General features: G+C 69.2%; 17 protein-coding genes and 1 riboswitch. Of the genes, 8 read left to right on the forward strand and 9 right to left on the reverse strand.

Going from position 1 to position 18649, the window contains the following annotated elements; translation table 11 throughout:
* Positions 1-163 precede the first annotated feature (163 nt).
* Together AB4070_RS10195 and AB4070_RS10200 are read right to left on the reverse strand one after the other, a co-directional pair.
* Entirely contained in the window at positions 164-994 is an 831-nt protein-coding gene (locus AB4070_RS10195; protein ID WP_441979988.1) for an SDR family oxidoreductase, read from the reverse strand.
* Positions 995-1041: 47 nt separating this feature from the next.
* Positions 1042-1800, reverse strand: coding sequence for an SDR family NAD(P)-dependent oxidoreductase (locus AB4070_RS10200; protein WP_441979989.1), 759 nt, complete (start codon positions 1798-1800; stop codon positions 1042-1044).
* A 169-nt stretch (positions 1801-1969) separates the two neighbouring features.
* On the opposite strand from AB4070_RS10200, the gene AB4070_RS10205 reads away from it, so the two are divergent.
* The 6 genes from AB4070_RS10205 (at position 1970) to AB4070_RS10230 (ending at position 5659) form a co-directional block, all read left to right on the forward strand.
* Positions 1970-2449 (forward strand): hypothetical protein, encoded by a 480-nt coding sequence (locus tag AB4070_RS10205; RefSeq protein WP_441979990.1) that lies wholly within the window; start codon positions 1970-1972, stop codon positions 2447-2449.
* A gap of 232 nt (positions 2450-2681) precedes the next feature.
* Positions 2682-3086, forward strand: coding sequence for a hypothetical protein (locus AB4070_RS10210; protein WP_441979991.1), 405 nt, complete (start codon positions 2682-2684; stop codon positions 3084-3086).
* Positions 3076-3612 (forward strand): signal peptidase II, encoded by a 537-nt coding sequence (locus tag AB4070_RS10215; protein ID WP_441979992.1) that lies wholly within the window; start codon positions 3076-3078, stop codon positions 3610-3612. Before AB4070_RS10210 ends, AB4070_RS10215 begins: the two co-directional genes overlap by 11 nt.
* Positions 3609-4559 (forward strand): cytochrome c oxidase assembly protein, encoded by a 951-nt coding sequence (locus tag AB4070_RS10220; protein ID WP_441979993.1) that lies wholly within the window; start codon positions 3609-3611, stop codon positions 4557-4559. The genes AB4070_RS10215 and AB4070_RS10220 overlap by 4 nt, the downstream gene beginning before the upstream one ends.
* A gap of 33 nt (positions 4560-4592) precedes the next feature.
* Complete coding sequence (locus tag AB4070_RS10225) at positions 4593-5318, forward strand: phosphotransferase (protein ID WP_441979994.1); 726 nt, start codon at positions 4593-4595, stop codon at positions 5316-5318.
* Entirely contained in the window at positions 5315-5659 is a 345-nt protein-coding gene (locus AB4070_RS10230; protein ID WP_441979995.1) for a CHY zinc finger protein, read from the forward strand. Before AB4070_RS10225 ends, AB4070_RS10230 begins: the two co-directional genes overlap by 4 nt.
* On the opposite strand, the gene AB4070_RS10235 is transcribed toward AB4070_RS10230, so the two are convergent.
* The 3 genes from AB4070_RS10235 to AB4070_RS10245 form a co-directional block, all read right to left on the reverse strand.
* Entirely contained in the window at positions 5656-6435 is a 780-nt protein-coding gene (locus AB4070_RS10235; RefSeq protein ID WP_441979996.1) for an energy-coupling factor transporter transmembrane component T family protein, read from the reverse strand. The two genes, AB4070_RS10230 and AB4070_RS10235, sit on opposite strands and share 4 nt — an antisense overlap.
* Positions 6432-7883, reverse strand: coding sequence for an ABC transporter ATP-binding protein (locus AB4070_RS10240; protein ID WP_441979997.1), 1452 nt, complete (start codon positions 7881-7883; stop codon positions 6432-6434). The genes AB4070_RS10235 and AB4070_RS10240 overlap by 4 nt, the downstream gene beginning before the upstream one ends.
* A 2-nt stretch (positions 7884-7885) precedes the next feature.
* Complete coding sequence (locus AB4070_RS10245) at positions 7886-8542, reverse strand: ECF transporter S component (RefSeq protein ID WP_046747499.1); 657 nt, start codon at positions 8540-8542, stop codon at positions 7886-7888.
* Positions 8535-8644, reverse strand: a riboswitch (TPP riboswitch). It overlaps the preceding gene by 8 nt.
* 81 nt (positions 8645-8725) lie before the next feature.
* On the opposite strand from AB4070_RS10245, the gene AB4070_RS10250 reads away from it, so the two are divergent.
* Entirely contained in the window at positions 8726-10444 is a 1719-nt protein-coding gene (locus AB4070_RS10250; RefSeq protein WP_441979998.1) for a D-alanyl-D-alanine carboxypeptidase family protein, read from the forward strand.
* 78 nt (positions 10445-10522) lie between these two features.
* On the opposite strand, the gene AB4070_RS10255 is transcribed toward AB4070_RS10250, so the two are convergent.
* The 3 genes from AB4070_RS10255 to AB4070_RS10265 all read right to left on the reverse strand — a co-directional run bounded on the left by AB4070_RS10255 (position 10523) and on the right by AB4070_RS10265 (position 15785).
* Positions 10523-12766, reverse strand: coding sequence for an ABC transporter ATP-binding protein (locus AB4070_RS10255; protein WP_441979999.1), 2244 nt, complete (start codon positions 12764-12766; stop codon positions 10523-10525).
* The gene (locus AB4070_RS10260; protein ID WP_441980000.1) at positions 12763-14490 is read right to left on the reverse strand and encodes an ABC transporter ATP-binding protein; all 1728 of its coding nucleotides are present in this window, start codon (positions 14488-14490) and stop codon (positions 12763-12765) included. Before AB4070_RS10260 ends, AB4070_RS10255 begins: the two co-directional genes overlap by 4 nt.
* A gap of 233 nt (positions 14491-14723) precedes the next feature.
* On the reverse strand, positions 14724-15785 hold the full coding sequence (locus AB4070_RS10265; protein ID WP_441980001.1) for an enoyl-CoA hydratase/isomerase family protein: 1062 nt from the start codon (positions 15783-15785) through the stop codon (positions 14724-14726).
* A gap of 113 nt (positions 15786-15898) precedes the next feature.
* Here AB4070_RS10265 and AB4070_RS10270 point away from each other — a divergent pair, with 113 nt between their 5' ends.
* The gene (locus AB4070_RS10270) at positions 15899-18004 is read left to right on the forward strand and encodes an ATP-binding cassette domain-containing protein (protein ID WP_441980002.1); all 2106 of its coding nucleotides are present in this window, start codon (positions 15899-15901) and stop codon (positions 18002-18004) included.
* 103 nt (positions 18005-18107) lie between these two features.
* On the opposite strand, the gene AB4070_RS10275 is transcribed toward AB4070_RS10270, so the two are convergent.
* Positions 18108-18557, reverse strand: a complete 450-nt coding sequence (locus AB4070_RS10275; RefSeq protein WP_282845634.1) for a hypothetical protein — start codon at positions 18555-18557, stop codon at positions 18108-18110.
* Positions 18558-18649: the final 92 nt, after the last annotated feature.

Genomic DNA, 18649 nt, shown 5'->3' on the forward strand with positions numbered 1-18649 from the left:
TCCCGCCAAAACGGATGCGAACCAAAACGGAGACGAACTGGGTTCAGTGCGGCGCGGCGCCGCCCGACACGCGGTGCTGAGCGCGGATGGTCTCCGTTTCGGCGTCCGACTCTGGGGCGGTGGGACGGCAGGGAAGCTCAGCAGGGAAGCTCAGCAGGGAAGCTCAGTCGAGGAAGATGTCCGGGAACAGAGCGGTGTCGGGGGTGCCCGGGATCGCGGCGTAGCGGGCGAAGTCGGTGACACCATCGGCTTCGAGCACGTCCTCCACGATGAGGGTCTGCCCCGTGTACGAAGCGGCGGGCTTGACCAGCACGGCGTAGGCGGCATCCGCGTAGATGTCGGGCGTGCGGCTCGCCGCCATGACCTTGTCGCCGCCGAGCAGGTTCTGCACCGCGGCGGTGGCGATCGTGGTGCGCGGCCAGAGCGTGTTGGCGGCGATCCCGTCGCGGGCGAACTCGGCGGCGAGGCCGAGCGTCGCCATGGTCATGCCGAACTTCGCGAGGGTGTAGCCGGTGTGCGCGCCCAGCCACTTCGGGGACGGATTGAGGGGCGGCGACAGCGAGAGGATGTGCGGGTTCTCGGCATCCTTCAGGATCGGCACCGCCGCGCGCGAGAGCATGAACGTCCCCCGCACGTTGACGTCCTGCATCAGGTCGTACTTCTTGGCGCTCAGGTCGAGCGAGCGGGAGAGGTCGATGACGCTGGCGTTGTTGATCACGATGTCGATGCCGCCGAACTCGCCCTGCGTCTTCAGGACCGCTTCGGTGATGTCGTCGTCGACGCGGACATCCCCCACGATCGGGAGAGCCTGGCCGCCCGCCGCACGGATCTGCTCGGCGGCGGTGTGGATCGTGCCCTCGAGCTTCGGATGCGGGGTGTCGGTCTTCGCGAGCATGGCGATGTTCGCACCGTCGGCGGCGGCCCGCAGCGCGATCGCGAGGCCGATGCCGCGGCTGCCGCCCGACATCAGGATGGTCTTGCCTGCAAGGGACATGTGTTCTCCTGGGTTCTCGATCGCGAAGGGGAGGGACAGCCGCGGGGTCAGCGCGGCGCCATGCGGATGGCGCCGTCGAGGCGGATGGTCTCGCCGTTGAGGTAGCCGTTCTCGACGATCTGCTGCACGAGTGCGGCGTACTCGTCGGGGCGCCCGAGACGGGACGGGAAGGGCACCTGCTGACCCAGGGAGTCCTGGGCCGCCTGCGGCAGGCCCATCAGCATCGGCGTCTCCATGATGCCGGGGGCGATCGTGCAGACCCGGATACCGTAGCGGGCGAGCTCGCGCGCCACCGGGAGGGTCATCGCGTGCACGCCAGCCTTGGACGCGGAGTAGGCGGGCTGGCCGATCTGCCCGTCGAACGCGGCCACGCTCGCCGTGTTCACGATGACACCGCGTTCCTCGTCGTGCAGCTCGTTCTTCGCGATGACGGCGGAGGCCTGGGAGATGACGTTGAACGTGCCGACGAGGTTGATCCGGATCACGCGTTCGAAGTCGGCGAGCACGGCCGGGTTGCCCTCACGGTCGAGCACCTTGGCAGGAGGGGCGATCCCGGCGCAGTTCACGACGACGCGCAGAGAGGCGGCCGACTGTGCGGCGGCGACGGCCGCCTGCACCTCGTCGGCGCTCGTGACGTCGGCGGCGACGAACAGGCCGCCGAGTTCATCCGCGACCTCGGCCCCCTTCGACGAGGCGAGGTCGATGATCGTCACGTGTGCACCCGCGGCGACCAGTCGTCGCGCCGTGGCGAGTCCGAGCCCGGAGGCTCCGCCGGTGATGAGTGCACCCTGTCCGCTGATCTGCATCTGATGTTCTCCTTCGAACGCCGTCGTGCGACATGCCGTGATGGAACGCAGTATCAGCCTACGTGGTTCTTGGTTTCACCACGACTCTGAGCAACTGCGTCGCGACCGAGCCTAGTTCCCGTCCCCCGCTCGAAGGAACGCGACAGGTCGTGGGAGTAGGATCCGGAGAATGCGCCGCCCGCCCGGGATCCACCGATCCACGGCGACCGTCGACCGGCCGGTGATAATGCGCCTCATTACCACCGGGAGCCTGGCGCTCCTGCTCCTCTTCGCATTCGCGGTGACCGCACACGGCGATGCCGGGGAGAACGCCGCAGCCCCCTCACTCGCCGCCGCGGCCATCGCCGCATTCGACGACACCGCCGCGTTCGACGACGCCGCATTCGATGGCGCCGAAGTGGGCGAGGTCCAGACGCAGGCCGCCCTTCCGATCGCCGGCACGAGCCCCCTCGTCGGTGCCGTACTCTGCGTTCTCGGGGTGCTGTGCGGCCTCGCCGCGATGCTCCTGCTTTCTCGCGTGCTCCGGCGCCCCGGACAGTTCTCGACCCTCCGGGAGACACCGCGCGCGCTGCGCTCAGATCCGGCTTCTCCCCTGCACCCCTGCGGGACCGCGGTCTCCCTGATCGAGCTGGGCCTCTCCCGAACCTGATCGTCGACGCGCCGTCATCAGGACGGCGCCTTCCGCCGGTGTCGCGCGGCTCCACGGCTTCCTGCCTCGAGGGGCCACGCCCCGGCATCCGGATCGCGCCCGCTCCCACCCGGAATCCCGCGACCCCTCGTGACGGCATCCGACGCCACGCCCACGCTCACCCCTTCGAAGGAGACCCCATGAAACGCACATCGAACGACGGCGAACCGCTCGCTCCGGACAGGCGAGGACGGTGAGCCGGCCGGTCGGCACCGCCTCTCGGCCGGTCCGCACGGCGATCGCTGCAGCCGCTCTCAGCGCCCTGCTCGTGTTCATCGGTGCGGAGTCGGCAGCGGCCGGGGAGCAGCGCAGTGTCGTCGACACCCAAAGCCGCACAACCACCACCGCCCCGACCCCATCCCCCACTCCCACTCCGACCCCTACTCCCCCTCCCGCCACCGGCGCCTCGCATGAACAGCAGAACGGGGAACAGCGGGTGCAGCGCACTGATCTCGGCTTCCTCGGCGTCGCCTTCCTCTTCGGGATAGGTTTCCTTCTCACTGCCGGAGCGCTCGGCATTCTCGTCTCGGGGCGCGCGCGGCGTCGGCGCGACCGTGCGGAGCCCCCTGCCGGGAAAGAGGATTCCGATGTCGCGTGAGAACAGTCCCCGGTACGGGATCGCCTTCGTCGTCGCCGGCATCGTCGTGCTCATCGACCAGGCGAGCAAGGTCGCCGCGATCGCCGGGCTCAGCCGGACGGAGCGGATACCCCTGCTGGGTGATGCGCTCGGCCTGCAGCTCGCCTTCAACCCCGGTGCGATCCTGTCGTTCGGTTCAGGGGCGACGTGGGTGCTGACCATGGTGGGGGTGGGTGCGGTGGTTGCACTGTTCGTCGCCGCGACTCGCGCGCGCACGAAGGGGCGGGCCTGGGGGTTGGGCTTCATCCTCGGAGGTGCCATCGGGAACGTGCTCGACCGTCTGCTCGCACCTCCCGGATTCGGTCGCGGTCACGTCACCGACTTCCTCGCCTACGGGAACTGGTTCATCGGGAACCTCGCCGATGTCGCGCTCGCGATCGGGGGTGTCGTCCTCGTCGTCGGGCTCTTGTCCGACCAGCGTGCGGCAGCGCGGACGACCCAGACCATCGACCGGCCGGACGGCTCGCGGGAGGACGCGACCGGATGAACGACTGGATGCCCGTTGCGCCGCCGGCCCTGTCAGACTTCCTCACACCGATCATCTTCACTCCGGCCGCGGGACCCTTCCCCCTCCTGCCCCTGGTCGCGGCAGTGCTGGCGGTCGCCTATCTGGCCGGGGCGCTCCGGTTGTGGCGGCAGCACCGTCGGTGGCCCGTCTGGCGAACCGTCGTCTTCCTCCTGGGGTGCCTCGCGCTCGCAGCCACCACGGGCCTCGGGGTCGAGGTGTACGGCTATGCCCTGATGTCGGTGTTCATGTTCCAGCAGCTCACCCTCATGATCGCGATCCCGCCGCTGCTGGTCCTCGGTTCGCCGGGGACGCTCCTTCTGCGGGCGACACCGCACCGCGGGGCCGGTGCTGTCATCCTGCGTGTCGCACATGCCGGTCTGCGCAGCCGGACCGCCCGGTGGATCCTGAGCCCGTGGATCGCGTTGCCGATGTACCTGATCGCGTTCTACGGGCTGTACCTGGCCGGTCTCGCCGACCGTGTGCTCGCAGAGCCCGGAGGCCACCTCGCCCTGGAGGCCGGGTTCCTCGTCGTCGGGATCCTCTTCGCCATCCCGGTACTGAGCGCCGATCCCCTCCCGGTGCGGCTCGGGCACGGCGGTCGCGCCCTGGACGTCTTCGCCGAGGCGGCCCTGCACGCGTTCTTCGGCGTCTTCCTGATGATGGCGACCACCATGCTCGTCGACTACTTCGTCGCGCCGACTCTGGCACTCGGGGTCGATCCCCTCGAAGACCAGCAGCTAGCAGGCGGCCTGGCATGGTCGTACGGCGAAGCCCCGACCCTGCTGATGCTCGTCTACGTCATGCATCGATGGTTCCGTGACGACACGGCCCGTGCCGCCGCCGCCGACCGCTACGCGGATGCGCACGGCACGAGCGAGCTCGACGCCTACAACGCCTATCTGGAGGGACTCCGCGACGACCGCTGAGCCGGTGTGGTCCCCGTCGGGCAGGATGGACGGATGAGCATTCCCTCCGCTTCCCTCGACGTGCCGACGAAGGTTCGTGAGCTCGCGCGCGGTGCCGCGCTCGTACCGGTCTGGCTCAACGGGATCGGCGGGCTGACCTTCCGCACCGACGACGGGCGGTACATCAAGTGGGGCCCGCTCGACGACGAGGCGAACATGCGCGACGAAGCCGAGCGCATGAGGTGGGCACGGACCTGGCTGCCCGTGCCCGAGGTGCTCGAGCAGGGGCAGGACGACACCCACGAGTGGCTCGTGACGGTCGCACTCGATGCGAGCAGCGCCGTCGACCCGCGCTGGGCCGCGCAGCCCGAGACCGCGGTGCGAGCGGTCGGCGCGGGCCTGAGGATGCTGCATGACGCCCTGCCCGTGGCCGAGTGCCCCTGGGAATGGAGCAACGAGTGGCGGATCGCGAACGCCGCCGACCGCGGCACCATCGTGCCCGCAGACCTGCACCAGGCACCTCCGATCGACCGGTTGGTGGTGTGCCACGGCGACGCCTGCATGCCGAACACGCTTCTCGACGCCGAAGGCCGGCCGGCCGCTTTCGTCGACCTCGCCGCCCTCGGAGTCGCCGACCGCTGGGCCGACATCGCCGTGGCGTCGATGAGCACACGGTGGAACTTCGGCGAAGGCTGGGAGGAAACGCTCATCGAGGCCTACGGCGTCGAACCCGATCGCGAGCGCCTCGAGTACTACCGTCGACTCTGGAACGAGATGTGAGCGTCGCATCCGCTGGTCGGCCTCGCGTGCTCGGCCCGGTGATCGACGACATGACCCGGTGCACGCATTACGGGGGCCCGACCGACATCATCGCGATCCGCTTCGCCTGCTGCGGCGAGTACTACCCGTGCCACCGCTGCCATGAGGAGACCGCGGAGCATCCCGCACAGCAGTGGGCGCCAGATCAGCACGGCAGGAACGCGATCCTCTGCGGCGCGTGCGGGCACGAGCTCACGATCGCCGAGTACTTCACGGTGACGGCGTGCCCGCAGTGCGCCAGCCTGTTCAACGAGCGGTGCGCGCTGCACCGTGAGCACTACTTCCAGCTCGACCCGAGCTAGCTCCAGACGAAACGGAACGTCCCGACGAGCACGGCGGCGGCGAGCGCGAGCGCCATGATCGCGATTCCGCCGATCACCGCCACCGCATCACGGGGGTGCAGCCGGGAGGGACGCGACCAGGTGCGCGGAATGCCGGAGCCGAAGCCCCTGGCCTCCATCGCGAGCGCCAGCTTCGAGCCGCGCCGCACCGCGAACACGAGCAGCACGAACGCCATCGAGAAGAACCGTCGCAGCACGCCCCGGTCGCCCACACCGCGCGCGCGACGGGCCAGGCTCATGGTGCGCCAGTCGTCGAGGAAGAGGCCCAGCATGCGCGTGCCGGCGAGGATGCCGAGCACGAAGCGGCTCGGGAGTCTGGCCACCTGCGCCAGCGCATCGGCGAGCTCGGTCGGGTCGGTGCCGCCGAACAGCAGGATCGTGGGGAGCCCGAGCGCGATCACTCGCAGACTCACCGCGATCGCGAGCGTGATGGAGTCATCGCTGATCGTCGCGAAGCCGAACGTCCAATAGATGCGCCCCGCCGGCTCCGCATACAGCAGCATGCTCACCCCGGCTATCGGGGCGAAGATCGCGATCGGCAGCAGCCGCTTCAGCACCGTCGACAGGCGAAGACCTGTCAACGGCAGGCAGAGCAGCTGCAGGAAGATCGCGGCCAGCGCGCTCGTGATGTCGATGGAGGCGAACAGCGGCACGGACAGCAGCAGGGCGAGCAGCAGCTTCGTCACCGGGTTCACACCGTCGAGCCACACCGGCCGCGCGGTCTCGGTCGCCGTCACGACGGCGACCCCATTTCGATGCGATGACCACCCAGGTGTCGGATCACCGCGTCGTCGTGGGTGACCGCGATGATCGACCGGCCGCGTGCGATCTCCTCCTGCAGCAGGGCGACGAGCGAGATCCACCCGCGGCGGTCCTGTCCGAAGGTCGGCTCGTCGAGCACGATGACCTCCGGCGCCCCGGCCAGCACGGTGGCGACCGACAGTCGCCGCTTCTGCCCGCCGGAGAGCGTGAATGGGTTGGCGAGGGCGAGCGGGGCGAGGCCCAGGCGTTCCAGAAGACCGTCCACGACGGCATCCGTCTTCGCCTGATCCCAGCCGAGTGCCCGCGGACCGACCGCGAGCTCGTCGCGAAGGGTCTGGGCTAGGAACTGATGCTCCGGCTCCTGGAACACCATCCCGATACGGGTGAGCAGTTCGCGCGAGGTCCAGCGGATGGGGCGCGTGCCCTTGCGTCCCGCCAGCTCCGGGGCCGACCGCACCTCTCCGCCCAGCTCGGGGATGAGACCGGCGAGGGTCAGAGCGAGCGTCGACTTGCCCGCGCCGTTCGGCCCGGTGATGACGGTCGCGTTCGCCCGCGGCACGCGCAGGTCGAGCCCGTGCTGCACCGGCGCTCCATGCTCCCGTCCGATCGTCAGGCCGGATGCGGTGAGCGCGTCCGGCGCCGACACCTGCTCCAGCACGGGCAGGTCGATCCCTCTGTCGGGCACCCACACCCCGGCGTCCGCGAGCACGTCGCCGTAGGCTGCGAAAACCTGGGCCGGTTCCCCGTCGGCGAGCAGTCCACCGTCGGCCGCGAGCACGATGACCCTCGTCATCAGATCGACCCAGATCGGTGTGCGGTGCTCGACGACGATCAGCGTCGCACCGGTGGAGGCGACAGCACGTTCGACGCTCGCCCGCACCTCGCGCACACCCTCGGGGTCGAGGTTCGCCGTCGGCTCATCGAGCAGCAGCAGCCCGGGGCGCATCGCGAGCACGCCGGCCAGCACCAGTCGCTGCTTCTGCCCACCCGACAGCGCCTTCGTGGGGCGCTGCAGCGGCACGTCGAGCCCGACGGCATCCAGCGCCTCCGCGACGCGACCGGGGATCTCGGATGCGGGCACACCGAGGTTCTCGCACCCGAACGCCACGTCGTCGCCGACCTTCGACAGCACGACCCCCGCATCGGGGTCCTGCAGGACGAGTCCCACCTGGCCGTGCCGAGATTCCGGGGCGGCGCCGTCGATGTGGAGCGTCCCGGTTCGCACCCCTTCGTCGTCGCCGCCGAGGACCCCGGCCAGCCCCGCGAGCAGCGTCGACTTCCCGGCACCGGAGGCGCCGAGCAGCAGCACCCGCTCACCCGGTTCGATCGTGAACGAGACGTCCTCGACAGCGGGGAGCTTCCGACCGGCGTACCGCCAGCCCCAGCCCGCAGCCTGCACGCGGGCCGGGGCGGCGATGGTCACGGTCAGACCTCGCGCACGTGCTCTCGCCCGACGGCGAAGCGGTTCAGTGCACCGGTGACCGCCAACGCGCGCACCAGCAGCCAACCGACGACACCCGCCAGGATCGCCCCGGAGACGACGACGCTGACCAGGTAGATCGTGTTGAACTCGACGGACTTCAGGATGTTGGGCGAGCTGCCGTAGAACAGCTCGAACACCCAGGCGGCGACCGCTGCACCGACACCGGCGAGCGCGGCGACCGCAATCCCGAAGCGCCGGTAGAAGAACAGGGCGAAGATGATCTCCGCGCCGAGTCCCTGCACGATGCCGGACAGCACGGTCGAGACGCCCCACACGTTGCCGATCAGCATCGACACGATCGCTGCGACGAGCTCGACGACCAGCGCCGCACCGGGCTTGCGGATGACGAGGCCGCCGACGACGCCGCCCAGCAGCCAGATGCCGACGGCGATGCCGCCCAGCCCCGGCGTCAGAGCGTCGGCCGCACCGAACCAGGCGTAGCCGATCGTGTTCCATCCCCAGAACACGAGGCCGATCGCGACGCCGAGGACGGCGGCCACGACGATGTCGACGACGCGCCAGCGCCAGATCGATGTGCGGTGCGGATCCTGTGCGGCGGCGGATGCCTGCTGCGTGGATGCGGACGTGGGCGTACTCATCTGAACTCCTCCCTGCGCTGGCATGACCCAGATCAGGTTCGACGGTCGAAGCGCGATTCGCTCCCTCTCAGCCCGGCTCGCCGGACTCCCGTGGTTGTGCTGACGATCCTACCGTCGGCGACACCCCCGCGGCGACAGGGCTCGGCGCCGCGGAACACGCGCGGGATTGGGTACCGTAAACGAGTGACCGCATCAGATCCCGCCGACGAGGCGACGGGCGTCGTCGGCGACGACGGCCCTGCCCCCGCCGCCCCCGCCGACACCGCGACGGGCGGATCGGTACTGACGGCCGAGCAGACATCGCCTCGAGCGGATGCTCCGGAGACGGTCGTGGACCCGGAGCCCGTCGTACCGCCGGAGGCCGTGGGTGCCCCGGAACCGGGCACCCCCGCGCTGACGAAGCCGCCGTTCATCCCTCGCGACCGCACGGTCCCGGGTCCTTCCGACGAACTCACCGCGTCGGATCTCGCCGCGCTGGATCTCACCGCGTCCGATCTCACCGCGTCCGATCTCACCGGCGCGGAGACAGCCGCGCCCCGATGGGCCGACGACACCACCACGGCCACCGCTCTCACCTGGGTGGACGCCGCGACCGTCGCCGAGCACACCGCCACGGCCACTCTCGACGACACCTCGGAGGCCGAGCGATCGAGCGGTCTGCTGCGCGGTGCGCGTCTTCGCCCCGCCATCGCCCGCCCGGGCGTCCTGGTCCCGCTTGCCACGCTCGCCGGTCTCGTCGCCGTCTACGCCGGCACCACGCTGCTTTGGCCCCTTCATGAGGTGCCGCCGACGGTGCAGTCGGTCGAGTTCGCGACGACTCCCGCCGCTGCCGCCGCCGTGACCTGGCCGAACGAGGGTGCGGGTGCCGTCGGCATCGCGGGCATGACGACGGCGGCCTCAGTGCCCGACGCCGTGAGCATCGCGAGCATCACCAAGGTCGTCAGCAGTCTGATGGTGCTCGACCGCATGCCGCTCGCTGTCGGGGAGCAGGGCCCCGAGTTCTCGTTCACCCGCGCCGACAGCGTGAGGTACTGGGACTACCGGCGCAGCGACCAGTCCGCCCTCGACGTGCCCATCGGCGGAGTCCTCACGGAGTACCAGCTGCTGCAGGGGACGCTCATGGGTTCCGCGAACAACTACATCGATCGGCTCGCGACCGAGATCTGGGGATCCGAGCGCGAGTTCGCGAGGGCTGCAGAGGTGTGGTTGCGCGAACGCGGCCTGACCGGCATCACCGTGGTGACGCCCTCCGGCTTCGACGAGCGCAATGTGGCCACGCCCGAGGCCCTGGTGGCGCTCGGTGAGCGTGCGATGCAGAACCCGGTCTTCGCCGAGATCGTCGGCACCAAGTCCGTCGACCTCCCGGGTGCGGGCACCGTCGTGAACACGAACGGCATGCTCGACGATCCCGGTGTCGTCGGCATCAAGACCGGCACCCTGGTCGGCTGGAACCTTCTCACCGCGAAGGACCTCGTGATCGGTGACACCACGGTGCATCTGTTCGCCGCGGCGCTGAATCAAGCAGGAAACGACGAGCGACTCGCTCTCACGCGTTCCCTGTTCGCCGAGGCGGAATCCGCGCTGGAGGCGCAGCCGCCGGCCGTCGCGAAGGACACCGTGGTCGGCAGCGTCACGACTCCGTGGGGAGAGCAGGTCGACGTCATCACCGAATCCGACGCCGACGTGGTGCTCTGGAACACCGCGACCGCGACCGCCGCGACCGCCTTCGACCTCGGCGAAGACCGCGAACAGGGTGACACGGTGGGCACGCTGACCACGGCAGGACCGATCAACACCACGACGACTCCGCTGGTGCTGGCCGCGGATGTCGAGGGTCCGAGTCCCTGGTGGCGTCTGACCCACCCGCTCGAGCTGCTCGGGATCAGAGCCGACCAGCCCTGACGCACTCCCCGCGATCGCCCACGACGACGCCCCACCCCGCGTGAGCGGCGGTGGGGCGTCGTGCGTTGATGCCGTACGTCAGGGGCGGTGATCGGAGCCGTCAGCGCCGTCTTCCAGCAGGGCCTGCGCCGCGGCCGTCTCGGCTGCCGGCACCTGTGCGCCGACGGATGCGCCGGCCACAGCGGCTGCAGCCTCTGCGCCCGCAGCATCGGTGACGACGACCGGAGTCGTCCCCGTGAGAGCGTCTTCGGCATCGATGTCGGTCGCGGCCTGCTCGAACTGCGACTGGTACAGACGCCAGTAGGCGCCCTGCGCCGCGATGAGTTCGTCGTGCGTACCCTTCTCCACGATGTCGCCGTGCTCCATCACCAGGATGAGGTCGGCATCGCGGATGGTCGACAGCCGGTGCGCGATCACGAACGACGTGCGCCCCTCTCGGAGCGCGGCCATCGCGTGCTGCAGCAGCAGTTCGGTGCGTGTATCGACGGCCGACGTGGCCTCGTCGAGGATGAGGATCGACGGCTGTGCGACGAACGCCCGCGCGATGGTGATGAGCTGACGCTCACCGGCCGACACGTTCGCTGCGTCCTCGTCGAGCACCGTGTCGTAGCCCTCGGGGAGGGCGTGCACGAAGCGGTCGACGTAGGTGGCCCTGGCTGCGGCGAGAACCTCTTCATCGGTCGCGGTCGAGCGACCGTAGCGGATGTTCTCGCGGATGCTGCCGGCGAACAGCCACGGGTCCTGGAGCACCATGCCGGTGCGCGAACGCAGCTCGTCGCGGGTGACCTCGGCGATGTCCTGCCCGTCGAGCATGATCCGGCCACCGCTGAGCTCGTAGAAGCGCATGATCAGGTTGACCAGCGTCGTCTTGCCCGCACCGGTCGGACCGACGATCGCGACGGTCTGACCCGGCTCCACCCGGAACGACAGATCACGGATGAGCGGACGATCCGGCGTGTACGAGAAGGCGACGTTCTCGAACTCGATGACGCCCTTGCCCTCCACGAGCTCGGGAGCATCGGCGTCGTCGGCCTCCTGCTCCTCGGCGTCGAGCAGTTCGAACACACGCTCGGCGGAAGCCGTGCCGGACTGCACGACAGCGGCCATTCCGCCCAGCTCGGACAGCGGCTGCGTGAACTGCTGCGAGTACTGGATGAACGCCTGCACGTCACCGAGGCGGAGCTGACCGTTGGCGACCATCAGACCACCGAGCACCGCGATGCCCACGTAGCTGAGGTTCCCGACGAACATCATCGCCGGCATGATGATGCCGGACAGGAACTGCGCCTTGAAGCTCGCCTGGAACAGCTCTTCGTTCTCGTCCTGGAACTTGTCCAGTGCGTCCTTCTCGCGACCGAAGACCTTCACCAGCGCGTGGCCGGAGAACGCCTCCTCGACACGGACGTTGAGCCGCCCGACCTTGCGCCACTGCGTGCCGAAGGCCTTCTGCGAGCGCGGTCCGATGATGCCGAAGATCACGCCCATGAGAGGCAGCGTGATGAGGGCCACGAGGGCGAGCTGCCATGAGATCGAGAACATCATCACGAGCACGCCGATCACGGTGAGCACCGAGGTGAGTGCACCCGAGAGCGACTGCTGCATCGTCTGCGTGATGTTGTCGATGTCGTTCGTGACGCGCGAGATCAGCTCGCCGCGCTGCACCTTATCGAAGTACGCCAAGGGCAGGCGGTTGATCTTCGCCTCGACCGATTCACGCAGTCGCCACATGGTGCGCACCATGATCACGTTGATGACGTAACCCTGGATCCAGGTGAGGAAGGCGGCGGCCACGTAGATGCCGAGCACGGCGGCGATGACGAGCCGCAGCGCGTCGAAGTCGATGCCCTGGCCGACCGTGAAGTCTCCCAGCGCGCCGACCTGGTTCGCGAAGTCGTCCTGTCCGCCTGCCCGCAGCGCGTCGACCACCACGTCCTGCGACGTGCCGGCGGGGAAGCCGGGGAAGCCGTCGGTGGGCTGACCGAGCTGGATGGAGATGAAGCCCTTGTAGACGAGGTTGGTCGCCTCGGCGAGCACCTTGGGCGCTGCGACCGTCAGGACCACGCCGATCGCGCCGAGGATCGACACGAAGACGAACCAGATGGCCGAGGGCTTCAGCAGCCCGATCATGCGCGCGAAGCTGGGGCCGAAGTTGTCGGCCTTGCCCGGTGCGACGCTGTCCCAGTCACCGGAGTTCTGACGCGCCTGTTCGGCGAGTTCGGCCTCGTACTTCTCCTCGGCGGTCAGCTCGACCTCGGCGACGGGCGAGGCCACCTTGCCGCGGCCGCGCTTGGCCTTGCGCTGGTTGTCGTTCTGCGCGCTCATGCGTCCACCCCCAGCTGCGATTCGACGATCTCTCGGTAGGTGTCGCTCGTCTCGAGCAGCTCCTCGTGCGTGCCGACGCCCACCATGGTGCCGCCGTCGAGCACGACGATGCGGTCGGCATCCGTGATCGTGGAGATGCGCTGGGCGACCACGATCTTCGTGACGTGCGGGAGTTCCCGCCACAGCGCTTGGCGGAGCCGCGCATCGGTCGTCAGGTCGAGAGCGGAGAACGAGTCGTCGAAGACGAGGATCTTCGGCTGGTGCACGATCGCGCGGGCGATCGCGAGCCGCTGACGCTGACCCCCGGAGACGTTCGTGCCGCCCTGGGCGATGCGGGAGTCGAGACCGTCCGGCATCTCCTCCACGAAGTCACGACCCTGTGCGATGTCGAGCGCGTGCCACAGCTCTTCGTCGGTGGCCTCTTCACGGCCATAGCGCAGGTTGGACGCGACGGTGCCGGTGAAGAGGAACGGGCGCTGCGGCACCAGGCCGATGCTGTCCCAGAGCGACTCGACGTCGGCCTCGCGCACGTCGGTGCCTCCGACGTGCACGGATCCGCCCGAGACGTCGAAGAGGCGCGGGATGAGGGAGATGAGCGTCGTCTTGCCCGAACCGGTGGAGCCGACGATCGCGACGGTCTCACCCGGCTGCGCGGCGAAGCTGATGCCCGTGAGCACCGGCGAATCGGCTCCGGGGTAGGTGAACTCGACGTCGTCGAGCGCCACGGATCCGGGAACCGGGAACTCCGTGACGCCGTTCTCCGGACGCACGAGGGAGGACTCGGAGTCGAGCACCTCGCCGATGCGCTCGGCCGAGACGGCCGCGCGCGGGATCATCATCGCCATGAAGCTCGCCATGATGACGCCGCCCATGATCTGACCGATGTACTGCATGAAGGCGAACAGCGTGCCCACCTGCACCGTGCCGTTGTTCACCTCGATGCCGCCGAACCAGATGACCGAGACGACCGTGACGTTGAGGATGAGCATGAACAGCGGGAACAGCAGCACGAAGAGCGATCCGACCTTGCGGCCCACGACCATGATGTCGGTGTTCGCCCCGCGGAAACGCTCCTCCTCGATGCGCTCGCGCACGAAGGCACGCACCACGCGCACGCCCGTGAGCTGCTCGCGCATGATGCGGTTGACGTTGTCGAGCTTGCCCTGGTAGCTGCGGAACAGCGGCACCATGCGGCCGATGACGAGGGCAGCCAGGATGAGCAGCAGCGGCACCGAGACGGCGATCAGCCAGCTGAGTCCGACGTTGGTCTGGACCGCGAAGAAGATGCCGCCGATCGCGAGCAGCGGTGCCGTGACGAGCATGGTCGCGCCCATCATGGCCAGCATCTGCACCTGCTGCACGTCGTTCGTGTTGCGGGTGATGAGCGACCCGGCACCGAACTGCGACACCTCTCGCTCGGAGAAGCCGCTCACCTTGCCGAAGACGTCGGCGCGGATGTCGCGGCCGGCACCCATCGCTGCACGCGCGGCGAAGTACGTCGCGGTGACCGAGGCGATGATCTGCCCCAGCGAGACCGCGAGCATGAACAGACCGGTGCTCCAGATGTAGCCGGTGTCGCCCCGGGCGACGCCCTTGTCGATGATGTCGGCGTTCAGGCGCGGGAGGTAGAGGGTGGCTGCCACGCTGGCGAGCTGGAAGACCAGCACGGCGAGCAGCAGCCATCGGTATCGGGAGAGATAACGGAGGAGGATTTTTCCCAGCACAGGCGGACTTTCTAGGAAGGATGAAACGGCGGATTTCTCGGCAGACGGATGCCGACCGACAATCGGCCACAAGACAGAGTGCCACGATCCGCGGACATTCGTATCCCCCTCATGGTGGACCTTCGCTCACAGCGAACCGCTTCCCGCCCCGATCTGCGGTTTCTGCACGGGGGCGAACAAGGCGCGTGCCCGTCACCTGATCCGTATTGGAGCCCGCCGTCGGCCCCGCAAGATCAGAACAGCGCGGGCTGCGGGACGTAATCGCGCGCGGGGGCACCGGCGTCGGGAGCGAGCTCGGCAAGCGTGGGCGGGTTCCACTTCGGATCGCGGTCCTTGTCGACGATCTGCGCTCTGATGCCCTCGACGAGGTCGGGATGCTCGTTCACGAACCACATCACGCGACGGTACTCGCCCTCCAGCGCCGCGCGGAGCCCCGGCAGGTCGCGCGCCTCGCGGACGGCGTCGAGCGTCACGGTGAGCCCGGTGGGCGCGAGGTCTTCGAGCAGGTCAGCGGTCGCTGCCGCCTCCGTCGTCCCCTGGGCCTTCAATCGTTCGACGATCTCGCTCACGGTGGGGGCGGAGAAGGCCTCATCGATCCACGCGCGCGCGTCCGGGAGCTGCGAGGGCTCCGGGGTCTCGTCGAACAGCAGCACGATCTCGCTGGGACCGGTCGGGTCGGCACGGAAGGCGAGGGCCTCGCGCAACGCGTCGAGACGGTCGGATGGCACGAAGTGATCCGCGAAGCCGAGGTAGACGGCATCAGCGCCGCTCATGGTGGACCCGGTGAGACCGAAGTACTCGCCCAGGCGCCCAGGAGCGCGGCCGAGCAACCAGGTGCCCCCGACGTCGGGAGTGAATCCGATACGGGTCTCCGGCATGGCGAGCTTGGAGCGTTCCGTGACGATGCGGATCGCGGCGTGGCCGGCCAGCCCGATGCCACCACCCATCGTGATGCCGTCAGCCAGTGCCACCACGGGCTTGGGATACTCGGCGATCATGGCGTTCAGGGCGTACTCCGCACGGAAGAACTCCGCCGTCCGGTCAGCCTGACCCGCGACGATCTGCCCGTGCAGAGCGCGCACGTCGCCTCCCGCGCACATGCCGCGCTCGCCTTCCCCGTCGAGCAGCACGATCTGCACATCAGTGTCGTCGCGCCAGGCGTTCAGGACCGCGGTGAGGCTGTCGATCATGTCGACGTCGAGCGCGTTGATCGCCTCCGGACGGTTGAGCGTGAGTCGTCCGAGCGCGCCTTCGGTGCGGACGAGGATGCGGTCTGCAGCGTGGGATTCGGTCACGCTCGCCAGGCTACCCCTTCCGGGAAGGGCGGTATTCCGCACGAAATGCGGGATCCGACAGGCTTTTCCGGCAGGATAGGGAGGAACTGTTCAAATGCGACGAGAGGTCACGGATGCCTGAAGGACAGGTGCTCGAGTTCACGCACGTGACGAAGCGCTTCAATGAGGTGACCGCCGTCTCGGACTTCTCCGCGCGCGTGGAGCCCGGTGCCGTGACCGCCTTCCTCGGCCCGAACGGTGCCGGCAAGACCACCACGCTGCGGATCCTCCTCGGCCAGGTGCGCGCCACCTCAGGCACGGCGACCATCGGCGGTACGGCGTACGCCGAGCTGCGCCAGCCGTTGCGCACCATCGGATCCGTGCTCGAGGAGACGGTCTACCGCCCTCGACGCACCGCCGAGCGCCAGCTGACCATCGCCGCCAAGGCGAACGGCATCCCCCTGGCCCGCGTCGGCGAAGTGCTCTCCCTGGTCGGCCTCGAGGGCGAAGGCGGCTCCCGGATCGGCGGCTTCTCGCTCGGCATGCGTCAGCGGCTCAGCGTCGCCAACGCCCTGCTGGGCGATCCCGGCGCGCTCGTCTTCGACGAACCGGCCAACGGACTCGACCCCGAGGGAATCCGCTGGATGCGACTCCTGATGCGTCGCCTCGCCGACGAAGGGCGCACGGTCCTCGTGTCGTCGCACGTCCTCAGCGAGGTCGAGCAGGTCGCCGACAACGTGCTCGTGCTCTCGAAGGGTACGCTCGTGCTCTCCAGCGGGATCGAGACGCTCGCCGACCCCAAGGGCGGATCCGTCATCGTGGACGCCGCGGACCGCAGCGCGCTGACGACCGCGCTGCAGGAGGCCGGCTTCGACATCGAGGTGCTGCGTTCGGGCCTCACGGTGCGCGGCGGCGACGCCGGCACGGTGGGAGCGGTCGCCGCCGATGCGGGCATCGCCCTGAGCACCCTCGTGCAGCGAGGGCCGACGCTCGAAGACGTCTTCATCGACCTGATGCGCGGTGGCCGGTTCGCCCCGAGCACTCCGGCGACGCCACCGCAGCTCGCTGCGGCGGCCCCCGAGGACATCGCAGCGGCGGTCACCCCTCCGGCGGACACCACCGCGGAGAGCACCACCGCAGAGGACACCACCGCGGAGAGCACCGTGGAGAGCGCTGTGGAGACCTCCGTGGCCGAGCCTGCTCCGGCGCCCGCCGATTCCGTGGTCGCGATCCCGGTGGCAGCCGCTGCCGCCTGGGCGGCTGAGGCCGCAGCCGCTCCTGCGGGAGAGGCCCCTGTCGACGACCTCGCCGCGTCGGTGGACACCGGCGACCGCTCCGAACGCACGTCTGACGAATCTGACGCGCCTTCGTCCGACGCCTCGGCGTCGACGGACGACGATCCCGCCGCCGAACTCGATGCCGAGCATGCGCAAGCCGACCCGGCGCCCTCCGAGGAGTCTCCGGAACGATCGTTCGATGAGATCCTGTTCGGTTCCGCCGCACCGGCCGGAGCAGCAGGAGATCACGCCACAGATCCGGCGAGCGGAGACGAGCACCACAGCGGTGTCGAGGTGTTCGCCGGTCTTCACGACGCCCCCGAGTCGACGGACACCGACGAGACCGAAGAGACCGACGACCAGCTCGGCACCGGTTCGCCGGACGACGACGCTCTCGCGTCCACCTCCGACGCCGGCGACTCCGACTCGGCCTCCGACTCCACCGACGACTCCGACTCCGACTCCGACTCCGACGATGTCGCTGCTGTCACCGCCGACGACGAGGATCCGCGCTCCGCGGCGGTGAGCTCTATGCTCGCGGCGGCTGCGCGCGCCTACTACGAGGACGAACCCAGGGACTACCCGCTGAGCGCCGAGAACGTGACGACCGAGGAGCAGCAGGGCGAGGGCGGCGTCTCCGACGAGGGCGCGCACTGGACCGTCGCATCCACCGGCGTCATCGACACGGTGCCGCTGGCAGCGTCGACGGATTCCGGCGAGGCGGGCGACACCGCCGCATCCGATGCCGAGGAGCCGGGCGCTGAGGAGTCCCCCACCGAGGAGGTCCCCGCTGAAGAGGCCCCCGCTGAGGAGTCGCCCACCGACGCGTTCGGCGCTGACGAACACGGCACCGAGCAGTCCGGAACCGCCGACTCCGATGCCGATGAACACAGCGAGCACCGTCACGACGACGAGCACCGTCACGACGAGCACCGTCACGACGACGAGCACCGTCACGGCTGAGCGACTCGGCTGACGAAGAACGCCCTCCGGCCTCTCGGCCCGGAGGGCGTTCCGCATTCAGAGGAGGGCCGACCGTGGATTCGTAGGCCCCGGTCGCCTTGCGTCAGGCAGGCCGAGGACGGATCACCGGACGGCGGCGTCCCTTCGAGACCGGAACAGGCGCGGTCGCCACGATCTCCTCGACGTTGGCGGGCTCGTCCGACACGTCGAGTCGCAGAGCCTGCGTGAGCGCGAGCCCGTGGCTCGTGGTGAGGATCAGGCGGCGGTACTGCTCGTCGCCCTCGAGATCGATCACGACGCTCGGACGACGGCGACGGATCAGCACGAAGTCGAGGCTGCCCGCGGCCTTCCAGCTGCCGGCAGCGAGGACGCCGGGGATGTGTGTGCCGGGGTTCGGCACACCGCGGAGCCAGGTCCAGGCATCTTCGGTCAGCTGCACCTTGGTGATGGTGTCGCGCGCGATCCGGAGGTTGTCACGGTGGAAGGTGGCGGCACGTTCGATCGGCGAGAGCACGACCTCCAGTTGCGTCTGGTCCAGCAACAACGTCACCATGTCCCCCAGTCTGCCAGCGCGGCCCTGCCAGTTGTCTGGAAGTTGCTCACAGGAACGCAACGATCCCTTGTCGATCAGCACCAGTCATCCAC

Origin of the sequence: Microbacterium sp. 2RAF4, from assembly GCF_052115285.1 — a bacterium.
Taxonomy (GTDB): Bacteria; Actinomycetota; Actinomycetes; order Actinomycetales; family Microbacteriaceae; genus Microbacterium; species Microbacterium oxydans.